The 24,108-nt window shown below is 72.4% G+C and carries 25 protein-coding genes; 15 read left to right on the top strand and 10 right to left on the bottom strand.

Translation table 11 applies throughout. The features are described from left to right. The first annotated feature begins 98 nt into the window (after positions 1-98). Positions 99-1,049: a (2Fe-2S)-binding protein gene (locus ACZ4TV_RS01085; RefSeq protein ID WP_468129358.1), complete on the top strand. Its 951-nt coding sequence runs from the start codon at positions 99-101 to the stop codon at positions 1,047-1,049. 98 nt (positions 1,050-1,147) lie between these two features. Here the strand turns inward: ACZ4TV_RS01085 and ACZ4TV_RS01080 are convergent, their stop codons facing one another. After that, positions 1,148-2,164, bottom strand: coding sequence for an ABC transporter substrate-binding protein (locus ACZ4TV_RS01080; RefSeq protein ID WP_468129356.1), 1,017 nt, complete (start codon positions 2,162-2,164; stop codon positions 1,148-1,150). A gap of 139 nt (positions 2,165-2,303) precedes the next feature. Here ACZ4TV_RS01080 and ACZ4TV_RS01075 point away from each other — a divergent pair, with 139 nt between their 5' ends. The 6 genes from ACZ4TV_RS01075 to ACZ4TV_RS01050 all read left to right on the top strand — a co-directional run bounded on the left by ACZ4TV_RS01075 (position 2,304) and on the right by ACZ4TV_RS01050 (position 9,171). After that, positions 2,304-3,374 (top strand): FecCD family ABC transporter permease, encoded by a 1,071-nt coding sequence (locus ACZ4TV_RS01075; protein ID WP_468129354.1) that lies wholly within the window; start codon positions 2,304-2,306, stop codon positions 3,372-3,374. After that, a complete protein-coding gene (locus ACZ4TV_RS01070) occupies positions 3,371-4,489 on the top strand; it encodes a FecCD family ABC transporter permease (RefSeq protein WP_468129352.1) in 1,119 nt (372 codons plus the stop codon). Before ACZ4TV_RS01075 ends, ACZ4TV_RS01070 begins: the two co-directional genes overlap by 4 nt. A 1-nt stretch (position 4,490) precedes the next feature. Then, positions 4,491-5,330 (top strand): ABC transporter ATP-binding protein, encoded by an 840-nt coding sequence (locus ACZ4TV_RS01065; RefSeq protein WP_468129350.1) that lies wholly within the window; start codon positions 4,491-4,493, stop codon positions 5,328-5,330. A 133-nt stretch (positions 5,331-5,463) separates the two neighbouring features. Then, positions 5,464-6,525 (top strand): iron ABC transporter substrate-binding protein, encoded by a 1,062-nt coding sequence (locus tag ACZ4TV_RS01060; RefSeq protein WP_468129348.1) that lies wholly within the window; start codon positions 5,464-5,466, stop codon positions 6,523-6,525. A gap of 2 nt (positions 6,526-6,527) precedes the next feature. After that, entirely contained in the window at positions 6,528-8,093 is a 1,566-nt protein-coding gene (locus ACZ4TV_RS01055; RefSeq protein WP_468129346.1) for an ABC transporter permease, read from the top strand. A gap of 1 nt (position 8,094) precedes the next feature. Next, entirely contained in the window at positions 8,095-9,171 is a 1,077-nt protein-coding gene (locus tag ACZ4TV_RS01050) for an ABC transporter ATP-binding protein (RefSeq protein WP_468129345.1), read from the top strand. Here the strand turns inward: ACZ4TV_RS01050 and ACZ4TV_RS01045 are convergent, their stop codons facing one another. Then, a complete protein-coding gene (locus ACZ4TV_RS01045) occupies positions 9,172-9,927 on the bottom strand; it encodes an AAA family ATPase (protein WP_468129344.1) in 756 nt (251 codons plus the stop codon). Positions 9,928-9,976: 49 nt separating this feature from the next. Here ACZ4TV_RS01045 and ACZ4TV_RS01040 point away from each other — a divergent pair, with 49 nt between their 5' ends. Beyond that, positions 9,977-10,165 (top strand): hypothetical protein, encoded by a 189-nt coding sequence (locus tag ACZ4TV_RS01040; RefSeq protein ID WP_468129342.1) that lies wholly within the window; start codon positions 9,977-9,979, stop codon positions 10,163-10,165. A gap of 168 nt (positions 10,166-10,333) precedes the next feature. On the opposite strand, the gene ACZ4TV_RS01035 is transcribed toward ACZ4TV_RS01040, so the two are convergent. From ACZ4TV_RS01035 to ACZ4TV_RS01005, 7 genes are all read right to left on the bottom strand, one after another. Further along, positions 10,334-10,585, bottom strand: a complete 252-nt coding sequence (locus ACZ4TV_RS01035; protein WP_468129340.1) for a hypothetical protein — start codon at positions 10,583-10,585, stop codon at positions 10,334-10,336. Between the two features lie 332 nt (positions 10,586-10,917). Continuing rightward, positions 10,918-11,250 (bottom strand): DUF3140 domain-containing protein, encoded by a 333-nt coding sequence (locus tag ACZ4TV_RS01030; protein WP_468129338.1) that lies wholly within the window; start codon positions 11,248-11,250, stop codon positions 10,918-10,920. Positions 11,251-11,293: 43 nt separating this feature from the next. Then, positions 11,294-11,629, bottom strand: coding sequence for a hypothetical protein (locus ACZ4TV_RS01025; protein ID WP_468129336.1), 336 nt, complete (start codon positions 11,627-11,629; stop codon positions 11,294-11,296). A gap of 126 nt (positions 11,630-11,755) precedes the next feature. Continuing rightward, the gene (locus ACZ4TV_RS01020) at positions 11,756-12,997 is read right to left on the bottom strand and encodes a transaldolase family protein (RefSeq protein ID WP_468129334.1); all 1,242 of its coding nucleotides are present in this window, start codon (positions 12,995-12,997) and stop codon (positions 11,756-11,758) included. A 69-nt stretch (positions 12,998-13,066) separates the two neighbouring features. After that, on the bottom strand, positions 13,067-13,459 hold the full coding sequence (locus tag ACZ4TV_RS01015) for a cupin domain-containing protein (RefSeq protein WP_468129332.1): 393 nt from the start codon (positions 13,457-13,459) through the stop codon (positions 13,067-13,069). Beyond that, positions 13,456-14,208, bottom strand: coding sequence for a cupin domain-containing protein (locus ACZ4TV_RS01010; protein WP_468129331.1), 753 nt, complete (start codon positions 14,206-14,208; stop codon positions 13,456-13,458). Before ACZ4TV_RS01010 ends, ACZ4TV_RS01015 begins: the two co-directional genes overlap by 4 nt. Continuing rightward, positions 14,205-15,413 (bottom strand): sedoheptulose 7-phosphate cyclase, encoded by a 1,209-nt coding sequence (locus ACZ4TV_RS01005; RefSeq protein WP_468129329.1) that lies wholly within the window; start codon positions 15,411-15,413, stop codon positions 14,205-14,207. Before ACZ4TV_RS01005 ends, ACZ4TV_RS01010 begins: the two co-directional genes overlap by 4 nt. A 186-nt stretch (positions 15,414-15,599) precedes the next feature. On the opposite strand from ACZ4TV_RS01005, the gene ACZ4TV_RS01000 reads away from it, so the two are divergent. The 5 genes from ACZ4TV_RS01000 to ACZ4TV_RS00980 all read left to right on the top strand — a co-directional run bounded on the left by ACZ4TV_RS01000 (position 15,600) and on the right by ACZ4TV_RS00980 (position 20,355). Then, positions 15,600-16,619: a VOC family protein gene (locus ACZ4TV_RS01000; protein WP_468129327.1), complete on the top strand. Its 1,020-nt coding sequence runs from the start codon at positions 15,600-15,602 to the stop codon at positions 16,617-16,619. 76 nt (positions 16,620-16,695) lie between these two features. After that, positions 16,696-17,739: a ketoacyl-ACP synthase III family protein gene (locus tag ACZ4TV_RS00995; protein ID WP_468129325.1), complete on the top strand. Its 1,044-nt coding sequence runs from the start codon at positions 16,696-16,698 to the stop codon at positions 17,737-17,739. An 87-nt stretch (positions 17,740-17,826) separates the two neighbouring features. After that, positions 17,827-18,810 carry a 3-oxoacyl-ACP synthase III family protein gene (locus ACZ4TV_RS00990; protein WP_468129323.1) on the top strand — a complete coding sequence of 328 codons (984 nt, stop codon included), beginning with the start codon at positions 17,827-17,829 and terminating at the stop codon, positions 18,808-18,810. Between the two features lie 13 nt (positions 18,811-18,823). After that, the gene (locus ACZ4TV_RS00985; RefSeq protein WP_468129321.1) at positions 18,824-19,567 is read left to right on the top strand and encodes an SDR family NAD(P)-dependent oxidoreductase; all 744 of its coding nucleotides are present in this window, start codon (positions 18,824-18,826) and stop codon (positions 19,565-19,567) included. Continuing rightward, positions 19,564-20,355, top strand: coding sequence for an enoyl-CoA hydratase/isomerase family protein (locus ACZ4TV_RS00980; protein ID WP_468129319.1), 792 nt, complete (start codon positions 19,564-19,566; stop codon positions 20,353-20,355). Before ACZ4TV_RS00985 ends, ACZ4TV_RS00980 begins: the two co-directional genes overlap by 4 nt. A gap of 145 nt (positions 20,356-20,500) precedes the next feature. On the opposite strand, the gene ACZ4TV_RS00975 is transcribed toward ACZ4TV_RS00980, so the two are convergent. After that, on the bottom strand, positions 20,501-21,409 hold the full coding sequence (locus ACZ4TV_RS00975) for an NADP-dependent oxidoreductase (protein WP_468129317.1): 909 nt from the start codon (positions 21,407-21,409) through the stop codon (positions 20,501-20,503). Positions 21,410-21,532: 123 nt separating this feature from the next. Between ACZ4TV_RS00975 and ACZ4TV_RS00970 the strand changes: the two genes are divergently transcribed. Next, the gene (locus tag ACZ4TV_RS00970) at positions 21,533-22,753 is read left to right on the top strand and encodes an acyltransferase family protein (RefSeq protein ID WP_468129315.1); all 1,221 of its coding nucleotides are present in this window, start codon (positions 21,533-21,535) and stop codon (positions 22,751-22,753) included. 88 nt (positions 22,754-22,841) lie between these two features. Further along, a complete protein-coding gene (locus ACZ4TV_RS00965; protein WP_468129313.1) occupies positions 22,842-24,068 on the top strand; it encodes a cytochrome P450 family protein in 1,227 nt (408 codons plus the stop codon). Positions 24,069-24,108 lie beyond the last annotated feature (40 nt).

Below are 24,108 nucleotides of genomic sequence, written 5' to 3'. Positions count from 1 at the left end.
GCGTGGCTTGATGTCGTGATCCTAAGCCATTGGGTTAAGGTAAGGCTTACCTACTCTCCCGTAACCGGAGTTTCCGTGCTGCACATGATCGAGAGCCGATGACCACGGTCCCGCGCATCGCCTCGCCCGAACGTCCGGACGTGGATGGCGCCGCCGTACTCGCCCGGACCTACGGTCGCCTCGCGGCCGTCTGCGAGGCGCTGGACGTCCGGGTGGCCACCGCTGCCACCCGGCCCGGACGGTGGGTCAACGGCGCGGAACTCGCAGGACTCTCGGAACCCGTGGAGCTCTCGGAGCTCTCGGAACTCGCGGAACTGTGGGAACCGACGGAACCGACGGAACCGGCGGGATCGACCGCGGGCCAGGGGGCCTTGGACGCCTTCGTCGCCGCCGAGGCCGCCCGCATCCGGGCGGGGCACGGGCACGAGCCGCGCCCCGACGTGGCCGCCTCGCGCGCGCTGCACGACTACCTCTGGTCCGTCAGCCTGCTGATGAGCGGCGCCTGGTACCTGGAGCGGCGCGTACCGCGCATCCGCCCGCGCGAGGTGCGCGTGGACCTCTCGACGGGCACGTTCGAGATCGTTCCGGTGGCCGGATTCGCCTGCCTGCCCGGCGACGCGGCGGCCCGCCTGCCGGGGGCCCGGGTGGTGGCCGACGAGGAGGCGCTGCGGGCCGAGCTGCGCGCGGCCGTCGCCGATCACGTACGGCCGCTGCTGGCCGCCATCGGGCCGCGGGTCCGGCGCCGGGACCGGGCCCTGTGGGGCATGGTCGCCGACGACCTCGTCTCCGGGATCTGGTACCTCGGCCGCGTCCTCGGACAGGAGGACCGGGCCGTACGCGAGGCGACCGATGTGCTCCCGACCGCCATCGCGCCCTTCCCCGGCGGCGCCGACTTCAGGCGCCTCGCGGACCGCGCCGGGCAGTTGCACCCGACCCGCACCCGGCTCGGCTGCTGCATGTACTACACGCTGGACGCGGCCCGGGCCTGTACGACGTGCCCCCGGACCTGTGACGCGGAGCGGCTGCGCCGGATCGAGGACGAGGGCTGAGCGAGCCGCGAGCGAGCCCCCCGCACACACAAAGGGCCGGCCCCGGCCGCGTAGCGAAGTACGCGGCCGGGGCCGGCCCTTGGAGCAGGTGGCGCCGCCTACTTGGCGGGGTCCACCTGGAAGATCTTCGCCATGTCGTCGAGGACCGCGTCCGCGCCCTGGAGGGAGACCGAGGTCATCCACATGGAGTCCTCGACCTCGTGGACCTGGTTCTTCTGGACGGCGTTCAGGCGCTGCCACAGCGGGTTGGCGAGGAACTTCTTCTTGCGCTCCTCACCGCCCGAGAAAGTGGTCACGAAGATGTGGTCCGCGTCGGCCTGCTGGATCTGCTCCTCGCTGATCTCGATGTTGAACTTCACCTCGTCGCGCTGGTTCTCCGGCCGCGTCAGGCCCATGTCGGTCAGGATGATGCCGCTGAAGGTCTTGGGCAGCATGATGCGCGTCGGACCGTCGAGGAAGCGGACGATCGAGAAGGTGGGCTTGCCGTTGGCGCCGCCGCCCTTGGCGTTGATCGCGTCACCGATCTTCTTGGCACGGGTCTGGTACGCCGTCAGCTTGGCCGCGGCCTTCTCCTCCTGCCCCAGCGCCTGGCCGAGGAAGGTGATGTTCTCCTTCCAGATCGGGCCGGTGGTCTTGACGAACACGGTCGGCGCGATCTGGCTCAGCCGGTCGTAGAAGTCAGCGTGACGGACCGTCGCCGAGACGATGAGGTCGGGCTTGAGGGCCGCGATCGCCTCGAGGTTGGGGTTGTCGAGCGGGCCGACGTCCTTGGTCTCCTTCACGGCGTCACCGAGGTAGGCCGGGAAGCCCTTCTGGTCACGGTACGATCCGATACCGCCGACCAGCGGCGTGTCGAGCGCGATGACGGCCTCGACCAGGCTGTTGTCCAGCGCCACCACGCGCTTGGGCTTGGCCTTGATCTCGGTCTGGCCCTTGTCGTGGGTGACGGTGCGCGGGAAGCCGGCCGACTCGGCAGCGGCCGACTTCGACGACTCGGCGGCCGGCTTCTTGTCGTCGCTGCTGCCACCGCAGGCGGCCAGCGAAAGGGCCATGGCTGCCGTGAGAACGGCAGCGGCGATCCGGCCCGGCCGGCGACGCTGAGCAAAGGTGTTCATCGGTTCTCAGTTCTCCAGAGGGAACACGTGTTATTAGGTAAGGCTTGCCTGAGTAAATGCGTGGTGAAGACTAGCGGCTCTTCTCGGCCAAATCCAGGCGGGGGGTGCGCGAAAGATTCGGTTAGGCATCCCTTACCTTGTGTGGGTGTCTCTTAAGCCCGTCACCGCCGACGCCGCCGCGGTCTCCGCCCCCGCTGTCCCGCCGCCCCGACGCGTTCTCTCCCGGACGTTCGTGCTCACCGCGCTCATCGCCCTCGTGGCCGCCATGGTCTGCGCGTCCCTGGCGATCGGCACCAAGGCCGTACCGCTCTCCGACGTCCTGGCCGCGATATCGGGCAGTGACGCCGGCGACGCCGTCGTGGTCCGCGAACTGCGCATGCCCCGCACCTTCCTGGGACTGCTGGTCGGCCTCGCGCTGGGCGCCGCCGGTGCGGTGGCCCAGGACATCACCCGCAACCCGCTCGGCGACCCCGGCCTCATCGGCATCAGCGCCGGTGGCTCGTTCGCGGTCGCCGCGAGCATCGGCATGCTCGGGCTGACGAGTTCGTACCAGTACATCTGGTTCGCCTTCCTCGGCGGGGCGCTGGCCGGCCTCATCGCCTACGCCGTCGGCGGCAGCGGCTACGGCGGCGCCACCCCCGCCAAACTCGCCCTGGCCGGCGCGGCCGTGACCGTACTGCTCGACGCGGGCACCAACACCCTGGTCCTGCTCGACGTCCGCACCCTGGACCAGTACCGCTTCTGGGCGGTCGGCTCGCTGGCCGGCCGTGACGCGCAACTGGGCATGGAACTGCTCCCGTTCCTCGTCGTCGGACTCGCCCTCGCCCTCGGCCTGAGCAGCCGGCTCAACGCCCTCGCCCTCGGGGACGACGTCGCCAGCTCGCTCGGCACCCCGGTCAAGTCCACCCGCGCCCTGGGCGCGCTGGCGGTGGTCCTGCTGACCGGCGCGGCCGTCGCCGCGGCCGGTCCGGTGACGTTCGTCGGCCTCGTCGTGCCGCACGTCGTACGGGCCTTCACCGGGCCCGACGCCCGCTGGCTGGTGCCCTGTTCGGCGCTGGGTGGGGCCTCGCTGATGCTCGCCGCCGACGTGGTGGGCCGCATGGTGGCCCGGCCCGGCGAGCTGGAGGCGGGCGTGGTGACCGCGCTGCTCGGCGCGCCGTTCCTCGCGCTGCTGGTCAAGCGCGGCAAGCTCAAGGAGCACACCCGATGAGCACGACGAGCACGACGAGCACGACGAACACGACGAGCACGACGATCCGTCCGAAGACCGTACGGCGGCTGAGGATCGAGGCCGGACCCGTCGGCGTGGCCGTGCGGCTCCGGGTCGCGCTCCTGGTGCTCGCCCTCGTCGTGACCGGGTTCGCGGGCCTGATCGCCTCCGTCTCGCTGGGCACGTTCGCGATCCCGGTGGGCGATGTGCTGGGCGCCGTACTCGGCACGGGCTCCGGCGCCGCCGACCTGATCGTCCACCAGCTCCGGCTGCCCCGCGCCCTGACCGCACTGCTGGTGGGGGCCGCGTTCGGGCTGGCCGGCGCCGTTTTCCAGGCCGTCACCCGCAACCCGCTCGCCAGCCCGGACCTGATCGGCATCGCGGCCGGCGCCGGGGCCGGCGCCGTGGGCGCCATCCTCATCGGCGGGGTCACCGCGGCGGGCGCGGGCACCTTCGCGGCCGTCCCCTTCGGGGCCCTCGCCGGCGCCCTGCTGACCTCGGGCGCCATCTACCTGCTGGCGTACCGGGACGGCACCATCACCGGCTACCGCTTCGTCCTCGTCGGCCTCGCCGCGAACGGGGCCCTGATGGCGCTGACCCGCTGGATGCTGGCCCGCGCCGACATCGACCAGGCCTCCCGCGCCATGGTGTGGCTGACCGGCAGCCTCAACGGGCGCGGCTACGAACACGTCCAGTGGATCGGGCTGGCGCTGGCGGTGTTTCTCCCGCTGACCCTGGCGCTGGCCCGCCCGTACCAACTGCTCCAGTACGACGACGACACCGCCCGGAGCCTCGGCATCCCGTTGAAGCACGCGCGGATCGCACTGCTGGTCCTCGCCGCGTGCCTCACCGCGCTCGGGACGTCGGCGGCCGGGCCGATCGCCTTCATCGCCCTGGGTGCCCCGCAGATCGCGCGGCGGCTCACCGGCACCGCCGGCATCCCGCTGATCGCCAGCGCGCTGACCGGAGCGGTACTGCTCATCCTCGCCGACCTGGCCGGGCGGCTCGTCCTCGCGCCGACCGAACTGCCCGTCGGTGTGCTCACCGGCGTCGTGGGCGCTCCGTACCTACTGCTACTCCTCGCCCGTACCAACCGGGCCGGAAAGGGAGGCTGACATGACCGCCCCGCTGACCGAGACCCAGCCCACCGGCATCTCGCCCACCGCGCTCCGCACCTCCGGGCTGCGCCTGGGCTACGGCGACCGCATCGTCTCAGAGGACCTCGACCTCGACATCCCGGCAGGGAAGGTGACCGCGCTCGTCGGCCCCAACGCCTGTGGCAAGTCCACCGCGTTGCGGGCGCTGGCCCGGCTGCTGAAGCCGCTGGGTGGCGCGGTCCACCTGGACGGCGAGGACATCGCGGGCCTGTCCGCGCGGGAGTTCGCGCTGCGGCTCGCCCTGCTGCCGCAGACCCCGAGCGCGCCGGACGGCATCTCCGTACGCGACCTGGTGGCCCGCGGCCGTACCCCGCACCAGCGGTGGTGGCGCCAGTGGTCCTCCTCCGACGAGGCGGCGGTGGACGCCGCCCTGGCGGCGACGGGTTCGGCGGAGCTGGCGACCCGCTCCATCGACGAGCTGTCGGGCGGCCAGCGCCAGCGCGTGTGGATCGCGATGGCCCTGGCCCAGCACACGCCGGTCCTGCTGCTGGACGAACCGACGACCTATCTCGACCTCGCCCACCAGGTCGACGTCCTCGAACTCGTCGCGGACCTGAACGGCACCGAGGGCCGCACCGTGGTGATGGTCCTGCACGAGCTCAATCTCGCCTGCCGCTACGCCGGACACCTCGTCGCCATGCGCGACGGCCGGGTGATCGCCGCCGGTCCGCCCTCCGAGATCGTCACACCGGACCTGGTCCACGAGGTCTTCGGGCTGCGGGCAACGGTCATCGAATGCCCGGTCGCCGGCACCCCCCTCGTCATCCCGATGGGCGGCCGCCGCACCGACATCGCCTGAGAGCCCCGAGGGTCGCGGATTCACCGGCGCGCCGCGCGCATCCCACCATCCTCTGCGCCTAAGGTTAGGCTGCCCTAATATGGGCGATATGCCTGATCTGTAGCCGGTCGGTCGGCAGCGGAGGAGTGGGATCGTGCGTACCCCCGGAATGCGGCGCGTCCTTGCGGCGACCTTCGGCGGCCTGCTGGCCCTGGGAGTCACGGCGTGCGGTTCGGCAGAGGGCGACCAGGCGGAAGCCGGCCCGACCGCGGCCTCCGACCAGAGGATCACCGTCTACAGCGGCCGGAGCGAATCGCTGGTCAAGCCGGTGCTGGAGGACTTCCGGAAGGCCACCGGGGTCACCGTCGAGGTCCGGTACGGCGACACCGCCCAGATGGCGGCCCAACTGCTGGAGGAGGCGGGGCGCAGCCCGGCGGACGTCTTCCTCGCCCAGGACGCCGGGGCCCTGGGGGCCGTCGCGGCCAAGGGGCTGTTCGCCCCGCTGCCGGCCGAGGTGCTGGAGAAGGTGCCGGCGGAGTACCGGGCGAAGAACGGCGAGTGGACGGGCGTCACCGGGCGCTCGCGCGTCCTGGTCCACAACACCGACCAGGTGCCCGCGGCCGGCCTGCCGAAATCCGTCTTCGAGCTGACCGAGCCCCGGTGGAAGGGCAAGGTCGGCGTCGCGCCGACCAACGGCTCGTTCCAGGCGTTCGTCACCGCGATGCGCGTGGAGCACGGCGAGGAGAAGACCGAGCGGTTCCTCGCCGGACTGAAGGCCAACGACGCGCAGATCAGGGAGGGCAACGCGCCCATCGTCGCCGACGTCGACGCCGGCAGGCTCGCCACCGGACTGGTCAACCACTACTACGTCTACGAGCTGGCCAAGGAGAAGGGCACCACGGTCGACGCCCTGAAGGCGAAGAACCACTTCTTCCCGAACGGAGACATCGGCTCCCTCGTCAACGTCTCCGGCGTGGGCGTGCTCGACCGGTCCGCGGGGGATCCGGACGTGCGGGCCTTCGTCGGCTACCTGCTGGGCCGCGAGGCGCAGACCTACTTCGCCGAGGAGACGTACGAGTACCCGCTGGCGGCCGGCGTCGACAGCGCGCCCGGCCTGCCCCGGCTGTCCTCGCTGAACGCGCCGGACATCGACCTGGGCGAACTGGCCGATCTGGGGACCACGGTCGAAATGATCAAGGAATCGGGGCTGGTCTGAGCGTGTCGTCGTCGGCCCTCGCCCGACGCCGGGTGCGGCGGCTGGTGCCGCGCCCGACGCTGGCGGCCGCGGCGACGCTCGCGGTGGGCGTCGCGCTCGTCCCCTTGGCGTACCTGGGCGTGCGGGTCGGCGAGGCAGGCTGGGGCCGGATCGCCGGCGAGCTGTTCACGGCGCGCACCGCGGCACTGGCTGCGCGGAGCGTGGCACTGGCGGCGGTCGTCACCGTGGCGTGCACCCTGCTCGGTGTGGCCGCGGCCTTCCTGGTCACGCGTACCGACGTACCGGCGCGGCGGCTGTTCGGGGTGCTCGCGGCGCTGCCGCTCGCCGTCCCCAGTTACGTGGCCGCCTTCGCCTGGGTGTCCACCGCCAGGGACTTCGAGGGGTTCTGGGCCGCGGCACTCGTCCTCACGCTGGTCTCGTACCCCTACGTCTACCTGCCCGTCGCGGCCGCGTTGACCGGCGTCGACCCGGCGCAGGAGGAGGTGTCGCGCTCGCTGGGGCGCGGCCCGTGGCGCACGGCGGTCGGCGTGACACTGCGCCAGGTACGCCCGGCGGTGGGCGCGGGCGCGCTGCTCGTCGCGCTGTACGTCCTCTCCGACTTCGGCGCCGTCTCCATCGTCCGCGCCGATGTCCTCACCCGGGCCGTCTTCACCGCGATCAACCTCGGCTTCGACCGCACCGGCGCGCTCGTGCTCGCCACGTTCCTCGTCGCCCTCACCGCGGTCCTGCTCCTGGCCGAGCAGCTCACCCGGCGGCGCGGGGCCCGCTACGCCCGCCTCGGCGGGGGCGCGCCCCGCCCGCCGGCCCGGCTGCGCCTGGGCCCGCTGCGCCGGCCGGCCGTACTCGGCCTCACCGGTGTGATCGCGGCGGCCCTCGGCGTGCCCGCGGCCAGCCTGCTCCGGTGGTCCGTCGAGGGCGTCTCGCGGCCCGGCTCCCTCGCCGAACTGGCCCTCGCGGCGCGCAACTCACTGGGAGTGGCCCTGCTCGGCACGAGCCTGACCATGCTGCTCGCCCTGCCGGTGGGGCTGCTCGCCGCCCGCGTACCGAGCCCGCTCGCCGTCGCCCTGGACCGCCTGGCCTACCTCTCGCACGCGCTGCCCGGCCTGGTCATCGGCCTTTCCCTGGTGTTCTTCGGCATCAACGTGGCCCGCCCGCTCTACCAGACCGTATGGCTGCTCGCCCTGGCGTACGCGGCGCTCTTCCTGCCCCTCGCGGTCGCGGCCGTGGGCGCCGCCGCCACCCAGGCGCCACCCGGCCTGGAGGAGGTCGCACGCTCGCTCGGACGCGGGCGGGCCCACGTACTGCGCACGGTGACGGTGCCCCTGGCCGCACCCGGCATCGGCGCCGGGGCCGCGCTCGTCTTCCTCACCTGCATGAAGGAGCTGCCCGCCACCCTGCTGCTGCGCCCGACCGGACTGGACACCCTCGCCACCGGCCTGTGGACGCACACCTCGATCGCCGCCTACGCCGCCGCCGCGCCCTACGCCGCGCTGCTGGTGCTCATCGCCGCCGTGCCCACCTGGTGGCTGTCGGCGCGCACCGGAGTGCTCACCCGGGGAGGCGGCTGACATGGCGGAGCTGCGCATCACCGGCGTCCGCAAGGCCTACGGCCGCATCCAGGCTCTGGCCGGCGTGAACCTCACCGTCCGGGCCGGCGCGCTGATGGCCGTCCTCGGCCCCTCCGGCTCGGGCAAGACCACCCTGCTGCGCTGCATCGCGGGGTTCGAGTCCCTGGACGACGGTGAGATCCGCGTCGACGGCCGCCGAGTCGCCGCCCCCGGCGCCGCGATGGCGCCCGAGCGCCGACGCATCGCGGTGGTCCCGCAGGAAGGAGCGCTCTTCCCGCACCTGTCCGTCCTCGGCAACGTCGCCTACGGACTGGACCGGGCGGCCCGCCGGGACGGCCGGGCGGACGCCGTACTCGACCTGGTGGGCCTCGCCGGATTCCAGGACCGCATGCCGCACCACCTCTCGGGTGGCCAGCAGCAGCGGGTGGCGGTCGCCCGCGCGCTCGCGCCCCGTCCGCCGGTCGTACTCCTCGACGAGCCCTTCAACGCACTCGACGCCGCCCTGCGGGCCGAGCTGCGCCAGGACGTCTGGCGGGCCCTGCGTGCCGACGGCGCCACCGCCGTCCTGGTCACCCACGACCAGGCGGAGGCCCTGTCCATGGCCGACGAGGTCGCGATCATGCGGGACGGACGGATCGTCCAGAGCGGACCGCCCGAACTCCTCTACCGGGCACCGGCCGACCCATGGGTGGCCTCCTTCGTCGGCGACGCGGTCTGGCTGCCTGCCGTCTGGGACGGCGACCGGGCCCGCACCCCGCTCGGTGCCCTCCCGGTCACGCCCGCCGAAGGAGCCGCCCCGGCGCGCGGCCCGTGGCGGGTGCTCCTGCGACCCGAGCAGATCACCCTGGCCCCGCCCGGGGCCCCGGACGCGGTCGCCGCGACCGTCGTACGGCGCGACTTCTACGGCCACGACGCGGTGCTCGGCCTGCGCCTGGCCGACGGAACCGCCGTGGCCGCCCGGATCTTCGACCCGACCGCCGCCCCGCCCGCCATCGGCGACGAGGTCACCCTCCGGGTCCACGGCGCGGCACGCCCCTACCCGCTCACCGGACCCCCGGACGACAGCCCGCGCGCATGATCAGTGCTCGGCCACGTCGGCGTCGCTGCTGGTACGGCTCGGCTGGCCGCCGCCGCTGGTCCCGTAGCCGCCCGGGACGCCTGGGACGCTCTCGGCGTCCGCCTGCTCGCGGGTGATGTGCCGGACCGCGCGGACGTTCGAGCGCCGCTCGGGGTAGGGATAGCTGAACGGCTGGGCCTCGGCGCGCTCCTCCTCGGCCTCACGGATGTCGGATTCACGCTTTCTGTCAGGCTTCCTCATGGTCTGCGCGTACCCCGGCGGCCCGGTGATATGCGGCCCGCTCATACGCGGCGGCTCGGTCCGTACCTCGAAACCGCCGCGGCCGTCGAACCGCACCTCGCGCACCACGTCGAAACCGTCCGCCGGCGAGGGCTTGCGCAGCTGCTTCAGCGTGGCCAGGACGCCGACGTCCGGGACGCGGCCCTGGCCCTCGCGGGCGGCGTTGCGCCGCAGCGAGCCGGCCACGTCCGGCGGGAACCAGTACGCCGTCACGGTGGCACCGTGGGCGTGGGCCAGTTCCACCAGCGGGCCCCACTCCCGCGGTGACGGGTTGGTGTTGTCCAACGCCACCGGCCGCCCGGCGGCCAGGTGCTCCTCCACCAGCCGCATCTGCCGCCGCTGCTTGTTGCGGGCGCCCCGCGGGAACAGGTCCTTGCTCACCAGCTCGTACCGGCCGGCCAGACGCTGCTCGTAGAAGGTCGACTTCCCGGACGCCTGGAGCCCGACGAGCACGGCCAGATCCACTGCTGTCGCCATACGGCCACGATGACACGCCGCCGGCGGACGGGTGAAACCGGTGGCAGCCGTGCCACATCGGGGAACGACCTGGCTGCCCGGCTCCGGGACTCCGCTACGACGAAGAGCTGCCGCGGCGGTCGCCGACCACCGGCGCTCCTTCGCCTTCGACACGCATGCCGACGCCCTGTGCGCCCTGCTGCGGCGCTGCGCCGCCGAGGGGGCCCGCCACACGGCCGAGCGCAGGAGCCGGAGTTGAGCGACGCGCCGCGGCTGGTCGTGATCGGGGCGGGGCCCACCGGGCTGGGCGCCGCCCACCGGCTGCGCGAGCTCGGCCCCCGTCCGGGATGCGGTCGACCTCGCCGTCGCTCTGGAGAACGCCACCCTCCCGTGAGCGCTCAGAACCGCCGCCCGCGAGGGCTTCGGCTCAGGTCTCGCCCAGCCGCTCCAATGCCGTACTGACCACGTACTCCGCCTCATGAGCGGCCCGCGACATGCCGGGTACGAGGAAGTCGGGGCCGGAAGACCCCGCCGCCCGCGCCCCCGCGTCCGCCTCCCGTTCAAGTCGTTCTCGCCATTGGGCGGACAGCTCCCGCTGCCGGCTGACCGCCTCCCGTTCCACGCGCGCCCGGCTTTGGGGCGAGAGCGCGTCCAGGAAATCCTTCAGCGTTTCGTCCATGACATCCATCGTCACGCCCGGCGGGTTTCCCCACCAGCGGGCTCGTGTGGACGACTGACCAGTGGCGACTGACCTGTGGACGACCCTGCGCCCTGGCCACCGGCCAGGGCGCAGGGCCTGGTCCGCTGGTCCGCCGCTGCTAGTGCTGTGGCCGGAAAGGTTCACCGGGTCACGGCCCCCGGCACGGCACCTCGCGGCGTTGTCGGACCGCGCAAGTACGTCCAGTACGAGCCGCGATCCTCCGCCTTGCGATCCTTCCCCTCGGCCCTTCGGGCCTGGGGAGACCCCATGCACCGGACGCCGCGACCCGGCAAACCTTTCCGGCCACAGCACTAGGTCGGTTTGAGCGGGTCGTGTCCGATGTTCATCAAGGCGTGTCGCCACTGCGCGTCCCCCGCCGCGGGGTCCGACTCGGGCGGGTGCTGGGCCCGGACGGTGTCGATGACCTTCCGCATCACCTCGGCGTCCGCCTCGGTGAGGTCGCCCGGCCGCTTGGCCAGGATGGCGACCACCTGTCGGCCCATGGGGTCACCCGCGTGCGGCGGCGGCTCCTCGGTGCTCTCCTCCGCCGCTTCGGTGCGCAGCCAGTCCTGCAGTTCGCGCGAGGTCATGTTGACCACGGTGTGGAACTCGTTCCACAGCTCTTCTGAGACCGTCGATGCCATCGGTGCACCTCCTCTGTACCGGCTGTACCGGGCGTACCGGGGCTCACGCCGCGAAATCCTCGAGTGCACGAGACACGTCGGCGGGCGTCTCGTACTGACCGTCGTCCGGGAGCCGGCGGCATTCGAGCGCGACGCGGCCCCCGGCGGCGAAGAGGGCGATGGCGCGGGGCTCGGCATCGGGGGCCGAACGGTCCAGGGCCCCGCGCACCGCGTCCACCGTGGCCCCGTCCGCCCCCTGCTCCTCAAGGGAACGACACAGTTCCCGCCAGGCCAGCTCCCTCCGCGTCGCCGCGGACTGATCGGGCGGCCCGGTGGTGGCGTACACGGTGGCCCACGGCCCCTTCTGAGCCGTGACAGGCTCCAGGAAATCCAGCTTCACCGTTACCGCCCCTCACCTCACTCGTCCCTGCTGATCCACCTTTGCCCTGCCGCGCCTACCCGGCTGGAATCCGGCTAAGCCCGCGAGCCCGCCCCCGGGACGGGAGCCGCCTTCCCGGTCACAGCACTAGCCGCCCCGGTGGGCCGCCATGTCGGCCGTGACCGCCGCCAGCAGTGCCTCCCGGGCGGCGATGGCCGCGCGCAGCCGCGCCGCTTCCAGCGAAGCCACCACTGTCCGGGGCGAGATGCCGAACCAGGGGAGGTACGAGAGCACGCGCCGGGCGTCGCCGTAGTGCCGCTGGACGCTGTCGCCCAGTATCTGCCCCCGGTCCGCGACGGCGCTCAGCGTGTCCTCCGACAGGGCGTGCACGGCTCCCGGCGCCACCAGGTCCTCCACGTACCGGGTGTCCCGCAGGCCGGGGTGGCGCACCGTCGTCGACACCCAGACGGGGCGGGGGGCCAGGGCGCCGGCGGCGGCCAGCGCGGCCCACCGCGGGGTGGCGAGCACCTGCTGGTGCTTCTCGTAGGCGAGACGGGCGTTGGCGATGGCGGCGGTCCCGGTCAGCGCCCGGGCCTCGGCGGTTCCGGCCCGGGCCAGGGCGCGATCCACCTCGGTGTCCAGCGGACTGACCGAGAAGGAGGCCACGGCGCTGAGGGACGACAAGGGCGCCCCGCGGTCCCGGGCCCGTTCGAGGCCGTCGAGGAAGCACTCGTTCACCCTGTGGAACCGCTCCACCGAGAAGATCAGCGTCGCGTTGACGTTCATCGACTCGGCGAGGCAGGTGGCGACGACGGGAAGGTTCTGTGCCGTGGCGGGAATCCCGACCGCCAGGTTCGGCCGGTCCACGGCCCGCCACAGCGCGCGGGCCTCGGCCAGCGTCGCACCCGCGTCCCACGCGTTGCGCGGGTCGAGGTCGACCGACACCAGTCCCTCGCGCCCCCCGGTCCTCGCGTGCACCTCCAGCAGGGCGTCGCACAGCTGCCTGACGGCCTCGACCGTGCGGTCCCAGAGGACTTCCTCGGCACTGAGTCCGTCCGCCCGTCCGTTCGCCCGTCCGTGCGGCGGTCCTCCGGACACGGAGCCCTGCCCCGGGGGCGTCGGCGCGGGCGGGGCCGAGCACGACCAGGGCGCGGCGATGCCCGTGACGTGGCCCTGCGCGATCAGCTCGCGCAGGGCACCGGTGTCGCGTCCGGTGCGGCCGGAGCCGTCCAGCCAGAGCGACATGCCCTGGGCGGTGAACCGTGCGGCGACGGCGTTCACCGCCTTCCTGGTGGGTGTGCGGCTGCCGGCGGGTGATCCGCGGCCGGGTTCGTCGGGGCGTGCCCGTTCGAGCGCGTCCGCGCGCGGCTCGGCGATGATGTGGACCATCGGGTTCCTTCTCCTTCGCTGCTTCGCCGGTCCGGCCGCAGGGCCCCCGGCCGGTGCGGAGCGGTGCTGTCAGCGTTCCGCGGCGGGTAGTTCCGGCAGCCGGGGCGGCAGTCGGCGGGCGAGCGGACCGGGCAGGGCGCGGACCACCACGAGGGTGGAGTCCCCGCCGTACGCGCGCAGTTCGCCCTCTGTGCCGTGGGGGAGCAGCAGGAGCTGGCCGGGCCCCGCCGGCGTCGGCGGGGACTGCCCGTCGTGGAGGGCGATGCCGCCGCTCAGGACGAGGACGGCCTCCTCCGTGCCGTCGTGGGCGCGGACCGGCAGCACGGCCCCGGCCGGCAGGTCCCAGTACTCCACGCCCTCGCACTCGCTGTAGAGCATTCCGCGGCGGATCAGGCTCTGCCACTTCGCCCGCACGGGGCCGGCGACGACGGCCACGTCGCCCGTCGCGGTCGACACGATCACTCGGAGCCGCCTTCACGGGCCACGGCGAGGGTCACCACTGCCAGCCGGAGCGAGGTCCCGGCGGTGAACTCCGTACGGGATCCGGCGGACAGCAGCAGACAGGTGCCGGCGGCCAGGCGCACCACCTCGGTGACGTCCTCGGCCGACACCACGCCCTCGCCCTCGTGGACGAAGAGAGCGAGCTCGGCGTCGTCGCGACCGAGCACCCGCGTCCCGCCCGGCGGGATTTCCACCAGTTCGACGCGCTTGAGCGGGCCGCTGAAGACTCCCGCGGTGTCGACCGTCTTCTCCTCGAACAGGTCGTGGACCACGGCCTTCGTCATGTCTGCTCCCGGGGGTGGCTGGGCGCCGGCCAGCACGGCGGTGGTGGCCGGCGCGAGGGTTTCGATGACCCACCAGTCGAGCGGCGTGTCACCGGTGTTGTGCAGGCCGTGGACGTTCCCGACGCTCGTCAGCGCGAGCGAGCCGGCGCGTACGGGATGTTCCCGGCCGTTGAGCAGGAGGTCACCGGATCCGGACAGGACGAGGTAGATCTCCTCCGTACGGGTGTGCCGGTGCTCGCCGCTGACCGCGCCGACGGGGAGCGAGGCCCATTCCACGGCCTCGCTCTCCGAGCGGAGCTGACGGCGCGTGGCGAAGGCCTTCCAGTACGTCTTGCCCTGCGCACCGTGGACCCCGTAGACCGATGCCTTGTGGCGGGTGGTGCCCACGGCCGTCCAGGGCACGGGAGGGGCGCTGCGACCGGTCACCGGGCGTCCCCCCAGTGCAGGTCAGCCAGCAGCCGCGAGGCGCTCTCCAGCTCGTCCTCCGTGAGGTCGTTGACGAAGACGGCGGATCCGATGCCCTGGGGGAGGGGCAGCCGCTGCTGTCCGTCACGGTGCCGGACGGTGTCCCGCAGTGCCGGTACGAGCAGCTTGGGCGTGCACAGTTCGTGCCAGGAGGGCAGCCCGAGAGCGGTCATCACGGATAGGACGCGGCGGCGCTCCTCGGAGGTCACCAGACCGCGCTGCTCGGCGATCACGGTGGTGAGCGCCATGTCGATGGCGACCGCCTCACCGTGCAGCAGCTCGGGCAGGGCGTGCATCTCGATGACCGGGCTGAAGGAATGCCCGTAGTCGACCACGCGCTCCAGCACCTTCTCCCACAGGTTGGGCTGGAGCTCTTCGAGCATGCCGTGGATGGCGCGCTCGACCACCTCGACGGCCGCGTCCGCGGCGCCGTCCGGCGGGCTCTGGAGCCGTTCGGCGAGGAGGCGTGCGCCGTGTTCCTCCAGGAGGCCGAAGAGCCGCTCGTCCTTGATCAGGGCAATCTTGAGGATTTCGGCGAGGCCGTTGCTGATGTGCCGCTCGTCGAGGGTGGCCAGGAAGGTCCGGTCGAGCAGGGTGCGGTCGGCGGGGAAGTAGGTGCCGACGCGGTTCTTGTGGCCGTCGTTGTTGACGCCGGTCTTGGCGCCGACGCCCGCGTCCACCAGGCCTATGAGCGTGGTGGGGATGCGGATCCAGGGGGTCGCGCGGCGGTAGATGCTGGCGGCGAACCCGACGATGTCCATGAGGACGCCACCGCCGATGGCGATCACCGGTTCGCGGCGGCGGTCGATGCCGAAGTCGTCGAGGCTCTTGACGACCTCCTGCACCTGGCGCAGGTCCTTGGCCGGTTCACCGTCCTCGAGCACCAGCAACCGGCACTCGACCCCGTGGTGCTCGAAGTACGCGCGGATGCGGGCGCCGTAGAGCTCTTCGACGACGGTGTCCACGACGACCAGACGGCGGGCGTGCTCGCCGTCGGCGACGTCCTCGATGATCGCGCGGTTGCCGAGACCCAACAGGCCTTCTTCCAGGCGGACTTCGTAATCGACCTGCTTGACGGCCCGTACGGACCAGTGGGTGATCGGGTTGCCGACGGTGAACAGGCCGCCGCTGCCGGTGCGTTCGGTCGACTGAAGGCCTGACTGCATGACTGTCTCCCTCGTTGAGTGCTTGTCCGGAAGAGTACGTCGTGTTCAATGCATGCGCCAGCAAGTTACGTCACACTGGCGCCCCCTTGTGTAGCGGCGCCTGAGCCATATTATTTGCATTCGAATGCAATCAATACTACGTTCGGCCACCCCGGGACGGGGGAGGCGAGCACTTGGGGGGCGGGAATGCAGACAGCAGAACTCGTGCGGCCACCGGATCCGGCCGGCATACCGGGGGTCCGGCGCGTGGACCACTTCGCGTTCACCGTGCCGGACCTGCCCGCGGCCGTCACCTTCTTCACCGACGTCCTCGGTGGTGAACTCTGCTACGTCGAAGGGCCCGTCGAGGACCCCGAGGGCGACTGGATGGCCCGCAAGCTGGGCGTCCACCCGAGAGCCTCGGCCAGGGTCGCGCTCGTGCGCGTCGGCCCTTCCACCAACGTGGAGCTGTTCGCGTACACGGCCCCCGACCAGCGCACCCGCCCGCCCGGCCGCAGCGACACGGGGTGGAGCCTGCTCTCCTTCCGGGTCGACGGCATCGCCCGGGCCGTCGCGCGGCTGCGGGAGCATCCGGGGCTGAGCATCGAGTCGGACGTGACCACGCCGACCGTGCGGCCCGGCCGCTCCCTGCGCCGCGTGGGCTTCCGTACCCCCTGGGGCCAGGAACTCCAGCTCTGCGGCGACTTCGATCCCCTCGCACCGGCGGCCGCCGACGACAAGGGACCGACCGCCGTGCTCGGAGCCGAACGTCTGGCACTGGCCGTCGCCGACCTCGACGCCGCCGTGGGCTTCTTCCTCTCGGTCATCGGCGCCACCCCGCTCCCGCCCCGCAGGCCGCTACCGCCCGGTGCGCAGCCCCGCGTGACGCTGCGCCTGGGACCCACGGACCGGATCGAACTGCGGCAGGCCGGCCCCGAGGGCTCGGCCACCCCGCCCCGCAACAGCGACGTCGGAGGGCACCACATCGCCTTTCACACCGACGACGTGGACGGGGCCGCGCGCCATCTGGCCGCGCAGCCCGGCGTCCACGTGATGGGCGCCCCCGAGACCATCGCGGCCGGTCCCATCGCGGGCAACCGCTGGGTCTACTTCAGCACCCCCATCGGCGTGCAGATGGAAATCCTCTGCATGCCGGACGGCCGGCTCCCGTACGAACGCGGGACCGCGGCGCGCCGCGCCGTCTCGCACGACCACACCTGGCGCTGACGCGCACCGCGCACGTCCGCCGGCCGGCCACGCGCCGTCGCGCCCCACCACAACCACCCAAGGAGCAGACACCCCCATGCGCTGGAACGATCTCTACATCGCCGGAACGGGCGCCTTCCTGCCCAAGCAGGTCTCCGTCGAGGAGGCCATCGAGACCGGTCAGTACGACGAGGAGTCCGCCCAGCACAGCGGCCACCTCGCGCTCACCGTCGCGGCCCCCGAGGACAGCATCCCGGAGATGGCCGTACGGGCCGGGCGCCAGGCGCTGGAACGCTCCGGGTACCTCCCCGAGGACGTCGCCGCGGTCACGTACTCCGTCGTCTTCCACAACGGCATCGACATCTGGAACTCCGCCTCCTACATCCAGAAGGGCATCGCCAGGGCAGGAGCCCTGTCCGCCGAGGTGCGCTCCGGATCGAACGGCGGCCTCATCGCCGCGGAGCTGGCCGCGGCCTACCTGTACGCCCACCCGGAGGCCAAGGTCGCCGTGTCCACCGCGGGCGACCTGTGGACGGATCCCTACTTCGACCGCTGGCGGACCGACCGCATCCTCTACGGCGACGGCGCCGCGGCGGTGGCCCTCTCCCGGCAGGGCGGATTCGCCCGGGTGCTGTCGATGGCCACCAACACCGACCCCGACCTCGAGGCGATGCACCGCGGCCACGAGCCGTTCGGTCCCTTCCAGCACGACGCCGACCACCCCATCGACCTCAACCGCCGCCACCAGCAGTTCCTGGAGGGCTTCGACAAGGACGAGGTGTGGCGCCGGGTCGAGAACGGACTGCGCAAGGCCGTCAACCAGGCGCTGGAGGAGGCCGGCTGTTCCATGGACGACATGGACCACATCGTCGCCCCGCACTTCGGCGCGGGTCTGACGGTACGCCAGTGCCTGGCCCCCATCGGCGTCCACGACTTGAAGCGCACCGCGTGGGAGTTCTCCCGCCGTACCGGGCACATCGGCCCCGGTGACCAGTTCGCGGGCCTCAACCACCTCGCCGAGGCCGGTGCGATGACGCCCGGCAAGCGCGTCCTGCTCCTCGGCGTCGGCGGCGGCTTCAGCTGGACGGGCGCGGTGCTGGACATCGTCGCCGAGCCCGGCTGGAGCGGCGCCCCCCAGTAGCACCGCGCCACCGAGCCCGGCCCCTCACCGCGCCCGGCCTCACCGCGCCGGGCCGTCCACCTCACCCCAGACAGAAGGCAGTCAGCCATGCCCGTCGGAATCGTCGGCGTGGGCGCGTACGCCCCGCCGCGTGTCATCGACAACGACCAGATCAGCCAATGGGCCAGCATCCCCGAGGACTGGATCGCCGAGCGGACCGGCGTCCTGAGCCGGCGCTACGCGGAACCGGGCACCGCGACCTCGGAACTCGCCGCCCGCGCGGTGGAACGGCTCTTCGGGGAATCGCCGTACGACCGCGAACAGGTGGGCCTGACGGTGCTCGCCACCTCCACCCCCGACCAGCCGCAGCCGGCCACCGCGGCGCGCATGCAGAAGCTGCTGCGCATGCACGGAACCCCGGCGTTCGACCTCAACGCCGTCTGCTCCGGCTTCGTGTACGGGCTCACCGTGGCCCGCTCGATGCTGATCGCGGACCCCTCGATCGGCAACGCGCTCGTCGTCGCCGCCGACATGTACTCCACGATCATGGACCGGTCCGACCGGCGCACCGTCTCGCTGTTCGGCGACGGCGCCGCGGCCGTGCTGCTGGGGGAGGTGCCCGAGGGCTTCGGCATCCACGCCACCCGGCTGTACGCCGAAGGCGACGGCGCGCACCTGGTGGAGGTCGCCGCGGGCGGGACGCGCGAGGTGGCGGACGAGGCCGCGCGCGAGGCGGGGCGCCACTACTTCCGGATGGAGGGACGGTCGGTCAAGGAGTACGCCCTGCAGATCATCCCCAAGGTGGTGGACGACGTGCTGAGCACCGCCGGGTGGACGGTCGACGACCTCGACCGGGTCTTCATCCACCAGGGCAACACCAGGCTGGTCGAGTCGGTCGCCGCCGCGCTCGGCGTCGACATGGCCAAGGTGCCGCTCACGGCTCCCCGGTTCGGCAACACCGGGGCGGCCTCCATTCCCTTCACCCTCGCCGACGCCCACGGGACGCGGCCGCTGCGGCGCGGCGACAAGGTGCTGTTCGCGACCGTCGGCGGCGGCGTGACCGCGGGGGCGGCAGCCCTCACCTGGTACTGAGAGGAATCCGACCATGCGACTCAAGGACAAGGTGGCCGTCATCACGGGCGGCACCCGCGGGCTGGGACGGGCCATAGCCGAGCGGTACCTCGACGAGGGCGCCACGGTGGTCTGCGCGGCGAGGAATCCCTACGACATCGAGCATCTGATCCGTCAGCTGCCCGACCGGGTGCTGTTCCACCGTACGGACGTGGCGGACCCCGGCAGCGTCGAAGGGCTCATGGACGCGGCCGTCACCGCGTACGGGCGCATCGACGTCCTGGTGGCCAACGCCGGGGTCAACCACGACGGCAAGGTGGACCGGATCAGTCCCGAGGCCTGGCGGGCCATGGTGGACACCAACATCAACGGCACCTTCTACACCCTGCAGAGCGCTGCGAAGCGCATGATCGCCCAGGGCGGCGGGGGACGCATCATCACCGTCTCGTCGAGCATGTCCACCCGGGTGGCGATCGGCGCGGCCGGCTACTCCGCGACCAAGTCCGCCATCGAAACCCTCACCAAGGTCTCCGCGATCGAACTGGGCCGCAAGGGCATCCAGGTCAACTCCCTGGCTCCGGGCGTGCTGGAGGACGGGATGGGGCGCGAGCTCTCCCGCAACCAGAAGGTGTGGGAGGCCTACCACCACCGCTTTTCCCTGGGCAGGGCGGGAACGCTGGACGAGGCGGCACTCGGCGCGGTGTTCCTGGCCAGTGAGGACAGCTCCTACGTCAACGGCCACGTACTCGAAGTCAATGGAGGTCTGCTGTGGGCATGACAGCGTCGCCCGAACCCCGCGTCCGGCTCGTCGTCGAGGACGGCATCGGCACGATCGAGCTGGCCCGCCCCCCGGTCAACGCACTGGACCACCAGGCGCAGTCCGAGCTCCGCGAGGCCGCGGAGGAGGCCGCCGCGCGTACGGACGTCTCGGCGGTGGTCCTCTACGGCGGCCCCGACCGCTTCTCCGCCGGGGCGGACATCCGTGAGATGGCGGGCCTGGAGCCGGTGGACATGGTGCTGTGGGCGAGCCGCCTCCAGGGCGCGTTCACCGCGGTGGCGGACATCCCCAAGCCCGTGGTGGCCGCGGTCACCGGCTTCGCCCTCGGCGGCGGGTGCGAGCTGGCCCTGACGGCCGACCACCGGATCCTGGCCCCCGAAGTGCAGATCGGGCTGCCCGAGATCAAGCTGGGGGTGATCCCGGGCGCGGGCGGCACCCAGAGGCTCTCCCGGCTGGTCGGCACGGCCAGGGCCAAGGAGATCATGTTCACCGGGCGTCCCCTGTCCGCGGCCCAGGCCCTCGCCATCGGGCTGGCCGACCGGGTCGTCCCGCGGGACGAGGTGCTCACGGCGGCGCGGGCCTGGGCCGCGCAGTTCGTGGGGGGACCCGCGCTCGCCCTGCGGGCGGTCAAGCAGGCGGTGGACCTCGGTACGGGTACGGACCTGCGCTCCGGTCTGGAGATGGAGCGCGCCCTCTTCGAGGGGCTGTTCGGTACCCGGGACCAGCTGGCGGGCATGCGCACCTTCGTCGAGCAGGGGCCCGGCAAGGCGGTCTTCGTGGGCCGCTGAGCACCCCATCGGCCGCACGGCCCCACGCACGCACGGACGCTCGGCCGGGAAGACCTCCCGGCCGAGCGTCCGTGCGTGCGCGGGGCCGTGTGCGGGCCGGGCCTGTCAGGCCGGTGGGAGCCCACCGGCCTGACAGGCACCGGCGCTAGGGGGTGAGCAGGAGCTTGCCGCGGGTGCCGCCGGCGGCCAGCCGCCGGTGCGCCTCGGGGCCCTCGGCGAAGTCGGACACCGCGGCCACGCGCAGCGTGAGGACGCCCTCGTCCACCAGGCCGGAGAGGATCGCGAGCTGGTCGCCGTCCTGCTCGACGAAGGTCTGGGACACGGTGATCCCGCGCTCCTCCTTGGGCGGCTCGGGGGCGTAGACGGAGACCGCGCGCCCGCCGTCCCGCACCGCGCCTATGACGCGCGGTGCGATGCCCGCCGTCTCCAGCAGGACGTCGGCGATGCCGGAGGGGACGGGCTCGGCCGAGGAGATGACGCTCTCGGCTCCCAGTTCGCGGGCGAGTTCGGCGTCCTGGGGCCGGGCGAGCGCGATCACGCGCGTGCCCCTGGAGGCGGCGAGCTGGATCGCGAACCCGCCGACGGCCCCGACGGCGCCGCTGACCAGGAGGGTCTCGCCGTCCCGCAGCGCCGCCCGCTCCAGTGCCTGGTACGCCGTGAGGCCGCCCAGGGGCAGCGCCGCGGCGTGGACCAGGTCGACGGTCGTGGGGGCGGGGGCGGCCAGAGCCGCGTCCAGGGCGACGTACTCGGCGTGGGTGCCCACACCGGTCGCGTACTGGGCGGACATGGCCACGATCCGGTCGCCGGGGCTGAAGCGGTCCGTCCCTTCGCCGACGGCCTCGACGGTGCCGGACAGGTCCCAGCCGAGGATGAGCGGGAAGGGGTGGGCCAGGCTGTCGGCCAGCGCGCCCGAACGGACGAGCAGGTCGACGGGGTTCACGGCCGTCGCCGCGGTACGGACGAGGATCTGCCCGGCCCCCGGAGCCGGACGGGGGACCTCCGCGACCGTCAGCTGGTCGGGGTCGCCGTACTGGGGCAGGGTCAGCGCGCGCATGGTGGTGCCTTTCGACAGGTCGGAACGAACTCCGTACGACGTAAATGCTTGCACAAGCATATTACTCTTCCTAGGATGGCGTCACCGCCCCACGCCCCCTGCCCTCCCGGAGGTCCCTCCACCATGCCCAGAACCGCGGAATCCCCTGCGACGGGGAGCAGTTCCCGGCTGCCCTCGCTGACCGGCATACGATTCATCGCCGCCGTCATGGTCTTCCTGCACCACGGCATCTGGGTGAACGTCTTCTCGGACCAGAACGCCGTGTCCTTCTACCGGGACCTGTTCATCAACGCCGGACACGTCGGCGTCTCCTTCTTCTTCATCCTGAGCGGTTTCGTCCTCACCTGGTCCGCCCGCAAGAAGGACACGTTCGGCCGCTACCTGCGCCGCCGGGCGGCGAAGGTCTACCCCAACCACGTCGTCACCTTCGTGGCAGCGCTGCTGCTGCTCTCCACGACCACCAAGTGGCACCAGGCAATCCCCAACCTGCTCCTGATCCAGTCCTGGTTCCCCCGGTACGACGTGCTGTTCAGCGTCAATCCGCCGAGCTGGTCGCTGGCCTGCGAAGCCCTCTTCTACCTGTCCTTCCCCCTGCTGCTGCGCTGGGTGAACAAGATCCGCGTCGAGCGGTTGTGGTGGTGGGCCGGCGGTACCGTCGCCGCCGTCTTCGCGGCCGCCGTCTTCGCGCAGTTCGTCCTGCCGGCCGACCCGGCCATGCCCGACGACCAGCCGATCGGCCTGTACCAGTTCTGGTTCGTCTACGCCTTCCCGCCGGTGCGCGCCCTGGACTTCCTGCTCGGCATCCTGCTGGCCAAGCTCGTCATGAACGGCCGCTGGATCCGGGTCGGCCTGGGACCGGCCGCGCTGCTCTTCCTGGCCTGCTACGCCCTGGCAAGCGAACTCCCGTACGTCTACCAGCTGAACGCCGCCACGATCATCCCCCTGGCCCTCCTGGTCCCCGCCGCCGCCGTCGCGGACACCGAGGGCAGGCGCACCCTCCTGCGCGGCCGCGTCGCCACGTGGCTCGGCGAGGTCAGCTACGCCTTCTACCTGGTCCACGTGGTCGTGCTCATCTGGGTGCGCGGCAAGCTCGGCCACCCGCAGGGATGGGACGTCGCCACCGGCCTCCTGCTGCTGGCCGGCGGTCTCGTACTCAGCCTCCTCGCGGCCTGGGCCCTGCACGCGCTGGTGGAGAACCCCGCGATGCGGCGCTGGAGCAAGCCGAAGGCCGACCGCGCGACCGCGCACCGGACGCCCGTCGCCCCGGCAGGCTCCGACGCCGACGCGAAGTCCGCCTCCGACGCCGGTACCGGCGCCGACCGCGAGCCCGCCCGGACCGTTTGATCCGGCCGGCCGGCTGGCCGGCCGGCCGGACGCACCGAGCCGTCCGACGTCGCCACCACGACCACCTCTCAGCCCTCGGGAGAACCCCATGACCACAGCAGCACCCAGCAAGCCCGAATCCATCGGATTCGGCGGCGAGCCGAACCCGTACGCCCTCTACGCACGCCTGCGCGCCCAGGCCCCGGTCAGCCACATGACCCTGCCGGACGGCGGCGAGTTCTGGCTCGTCACCCGCTACGCGGACGCCAAGGACGCGCTGACGGACGACCGGCTGAGCAAGGACCCCAACCGGGTCGGACCGCAGTGGCGGGCCACCGTCGCCCAGCCGACCGACGGCGAGGACGCCTCCCTCGTGCGCCACCTGCTCAACGTCGACCCGCCGGACCACACGCGGCTGCGGCGGCTGGTCCACAAGGGGTTCACCCCGCGCCGGATCGAATCCCTGCGCGGCCGGATCCAGCAGATCACCGACGACCTGCTGGACCACATGGACGGCCTCGAAGGCCCGGTCGACCTGCTCCAGGAATTCGCCTTCCGTCTGCCGGTCACCGTGATCTGCGAGCTGCTCGGCGTCCCCCTCGACGACGTCGACCGCATCCACGAGTGGTCGACCGCGCTCTCCACCCTCGTCGCCGACGAGACGGGTCACGCCCGCGTCGCCGACGCCTCGCTCCAGCTCGGGACCTACATCGCCGAGCTGATCGAGCACAAGGCCGAGAACCCGGGCGACGACCTGATCAGCGCCCTCATCGAGGCCCGTGACGACGGCCAGCGCCTCTCGCACGCCGAACTGACCGCCATGTCCTTCCTGATCCTGGTCGGCGGCCACGAGACCACCGTCCACCTGATCGGCAACGGGATGCTCGCGCTGATGCAGCACCCCGACCAGATGGCACTGCTGCGCAGCGACCCGTCGCTGATCACCGGAGCCGTCGAGGAGTTCCTGCGGTTCGAGGGATCGGTGGAGGTCGCCACGTGGCGCTTCGCCACCGAACCGATCGACATCGGCGGCGTCCTGATACCCGAAGGAGCACCGGTCCTGATCTCGCTCGCCTCATCGAGCCGCGACCCGGAGCGCTTCGAGAACCCGGACACCTTCGACATCACCCGGGGCGACTCCGGGCACCTCGTCTTCGGTCAGGGCCTGCACTACTGCCTGGGCGCCCCGCTGGCCCGGATGGAGGGCCAGATCGCCGTCGGCAGCCTGGTGAGCCGCTTCCCCGGGATCCGGCTCGCGGCATCGGCCGAGCACCTGCGCTGGCGCCAGGGGCTGCTGATCCGAGGGCTCTTCGAACTGCCCGTGCACCTGCGCTGATCCAGCGTGCGGTCCCCATGTCCCCACGCTCCTCGTTCCG

It is taken from the genome of Streptomyces sp. NPDC028910, from assembly GCF_055564955.1.
This window is presented reverse-complemented; position numbering and strand designations above follow the sequence as displayed.

What these genes read in the sequence shown, in the direction of transcription:
- ACZ4TV_RS00995 (WP_468129325.1), top strand. Translation starts at nt 16,696, where the DNA reads ATGCGCTGGAACGATCTCTACATCGCCGGAACGGGCGCCTTCCTGCCC.
- ACZ4TV_RS00985 (WP_468129321.1), top strand. Translation starts at nt 18,824, where the DNA reads ATGCGACTCAAGGACAAGGTGGCCGTCATCACGGGCGGCACCCGCGGG.
- ACZ4TV_RS01045 (WP_468129344.1), bottom strand. Translation starts at nt 9,927, where the DNA reads ATGGCGACAGCAGTGGATCTGGCCGTGCTCGTCGGGCTCCAGGCGTCC.
- ACZ4TV_RS01070 (WP_468129352.1), top strand. Translation starts at nt 3,371, where the DNA reads ATGAGCACGACGAGCACGACGAGCACGACGAACACGACGAGCACGACG.
- ACZ4TV_RS01005 (WP_468129329.1), bottom strand. Translation starts at nt 15,413, where the DNA reads ATGCAGTCAGGCCTTCAGTCGACCGAACGCACCGGCAGCGGCGGCCTG.
- ACZ4TV_RS01085 (WP_468129358.1), top strand. Translation starts at nt 99, where the DNA reads ATGACCACGGTCCCGCGCATCGCCTCGCCCGAACGTCCGGACGTGGAT.
- ACZ4TV_RS00965 (WP_468129313.1), top strand. Translation starts at nt 22,842, where the DNA reads ATGACCACAGCAGCACCCAGCAAGCCCGAATCCATCGGATTCGGCGGC.
- ACZ4TV_RS00980 (WP_468129319.1), top strand. Translation starts at nt 19,564, where the DNA reads ATGACAGCGTCGCCCGAACCCCGCGTCCGGCTCGTCGTCGAGGACGGC.
- ACZ4TV_RS00990 (WP_468129323.1), top strand. Translation starts at nt 17,827, where the DNA reads ATGCCCGTCGGAATCGTCGGCGTGGGCGCGTACGCCCCGCCGCGTGTC.
- ACZ4TV_RS01030 (WP_468129338.1), bottom strand. Translation starts at nt 11,250, where the DNA reads ATGGCATCGACGGTCTCAGAAGAGCTGTGGAACGAGTTCCACACCGTG.
- ACZ4TV_RS00975 (WP_468129317.1), bottom strand. Translation starts at nt 21,409, where the DNA reads ATGCGCGCGCTGACCCTGCCCCAGTACGGCGACCCCGACCAGCTGACG.
- ACZ4TV_RS01050 (WP_468129345.1), top strand. Translation starts at nt 8,095, where the DNA reads ATGGCGGAGCTGCGCATCACCGGCGTCCGCAAGGCCTACGGCCGCATC.
- ACZ4TV_RS01000 (WP_468129327.1), top strand. Translation starts at nt 15,600, where the DNA reads ATGCAGACAGCAGAACTCGTGCGGCCACCGGATCCGGCCGGCATACCG.
- ACZ4TV_RS00970 (WP_468129315.1), top strand. Translation starts at nt 21,533, where the DNA reads ATGCCCAGAACCGCGGAATCCCCTGCGACGGGGAGCAGTTCCCGGCTG.
- ACZ4TV_RS01080 (WP_468129356.1), bottom strand. Translation starts at nt 2,164, where the DNA reads ATGAACACCTTTGCTCAGCGTCGCCGGCCGGGCCGGATCGCCGCTGCC.
- ACZ4TV_RS01020 (WP_468129334.1), bottom strand. Translation starts at nt 12,997, where the DNA reads ATGGTCCACATCATCGCCGAGCCGCGCGCGGACGCGCTCGAACGGGCA.
- ACZ4TV_RS01065 (WP_468129350.1), top strand. Translation starts at nt 4,491, where the DNA reads ATGACCGCCCCGCTGACCGAGACCCAGCCCACCGGCATCTCGCCCACC.
- ACZ4TV_RS01035 (WP_468129340.1), bottom strand. Translation starts at nt 10,585, where the DNA reads ATGGACGAAACGCTGAAGGATTTCCTGGACGCGCTCTCGCCCCAAAGC.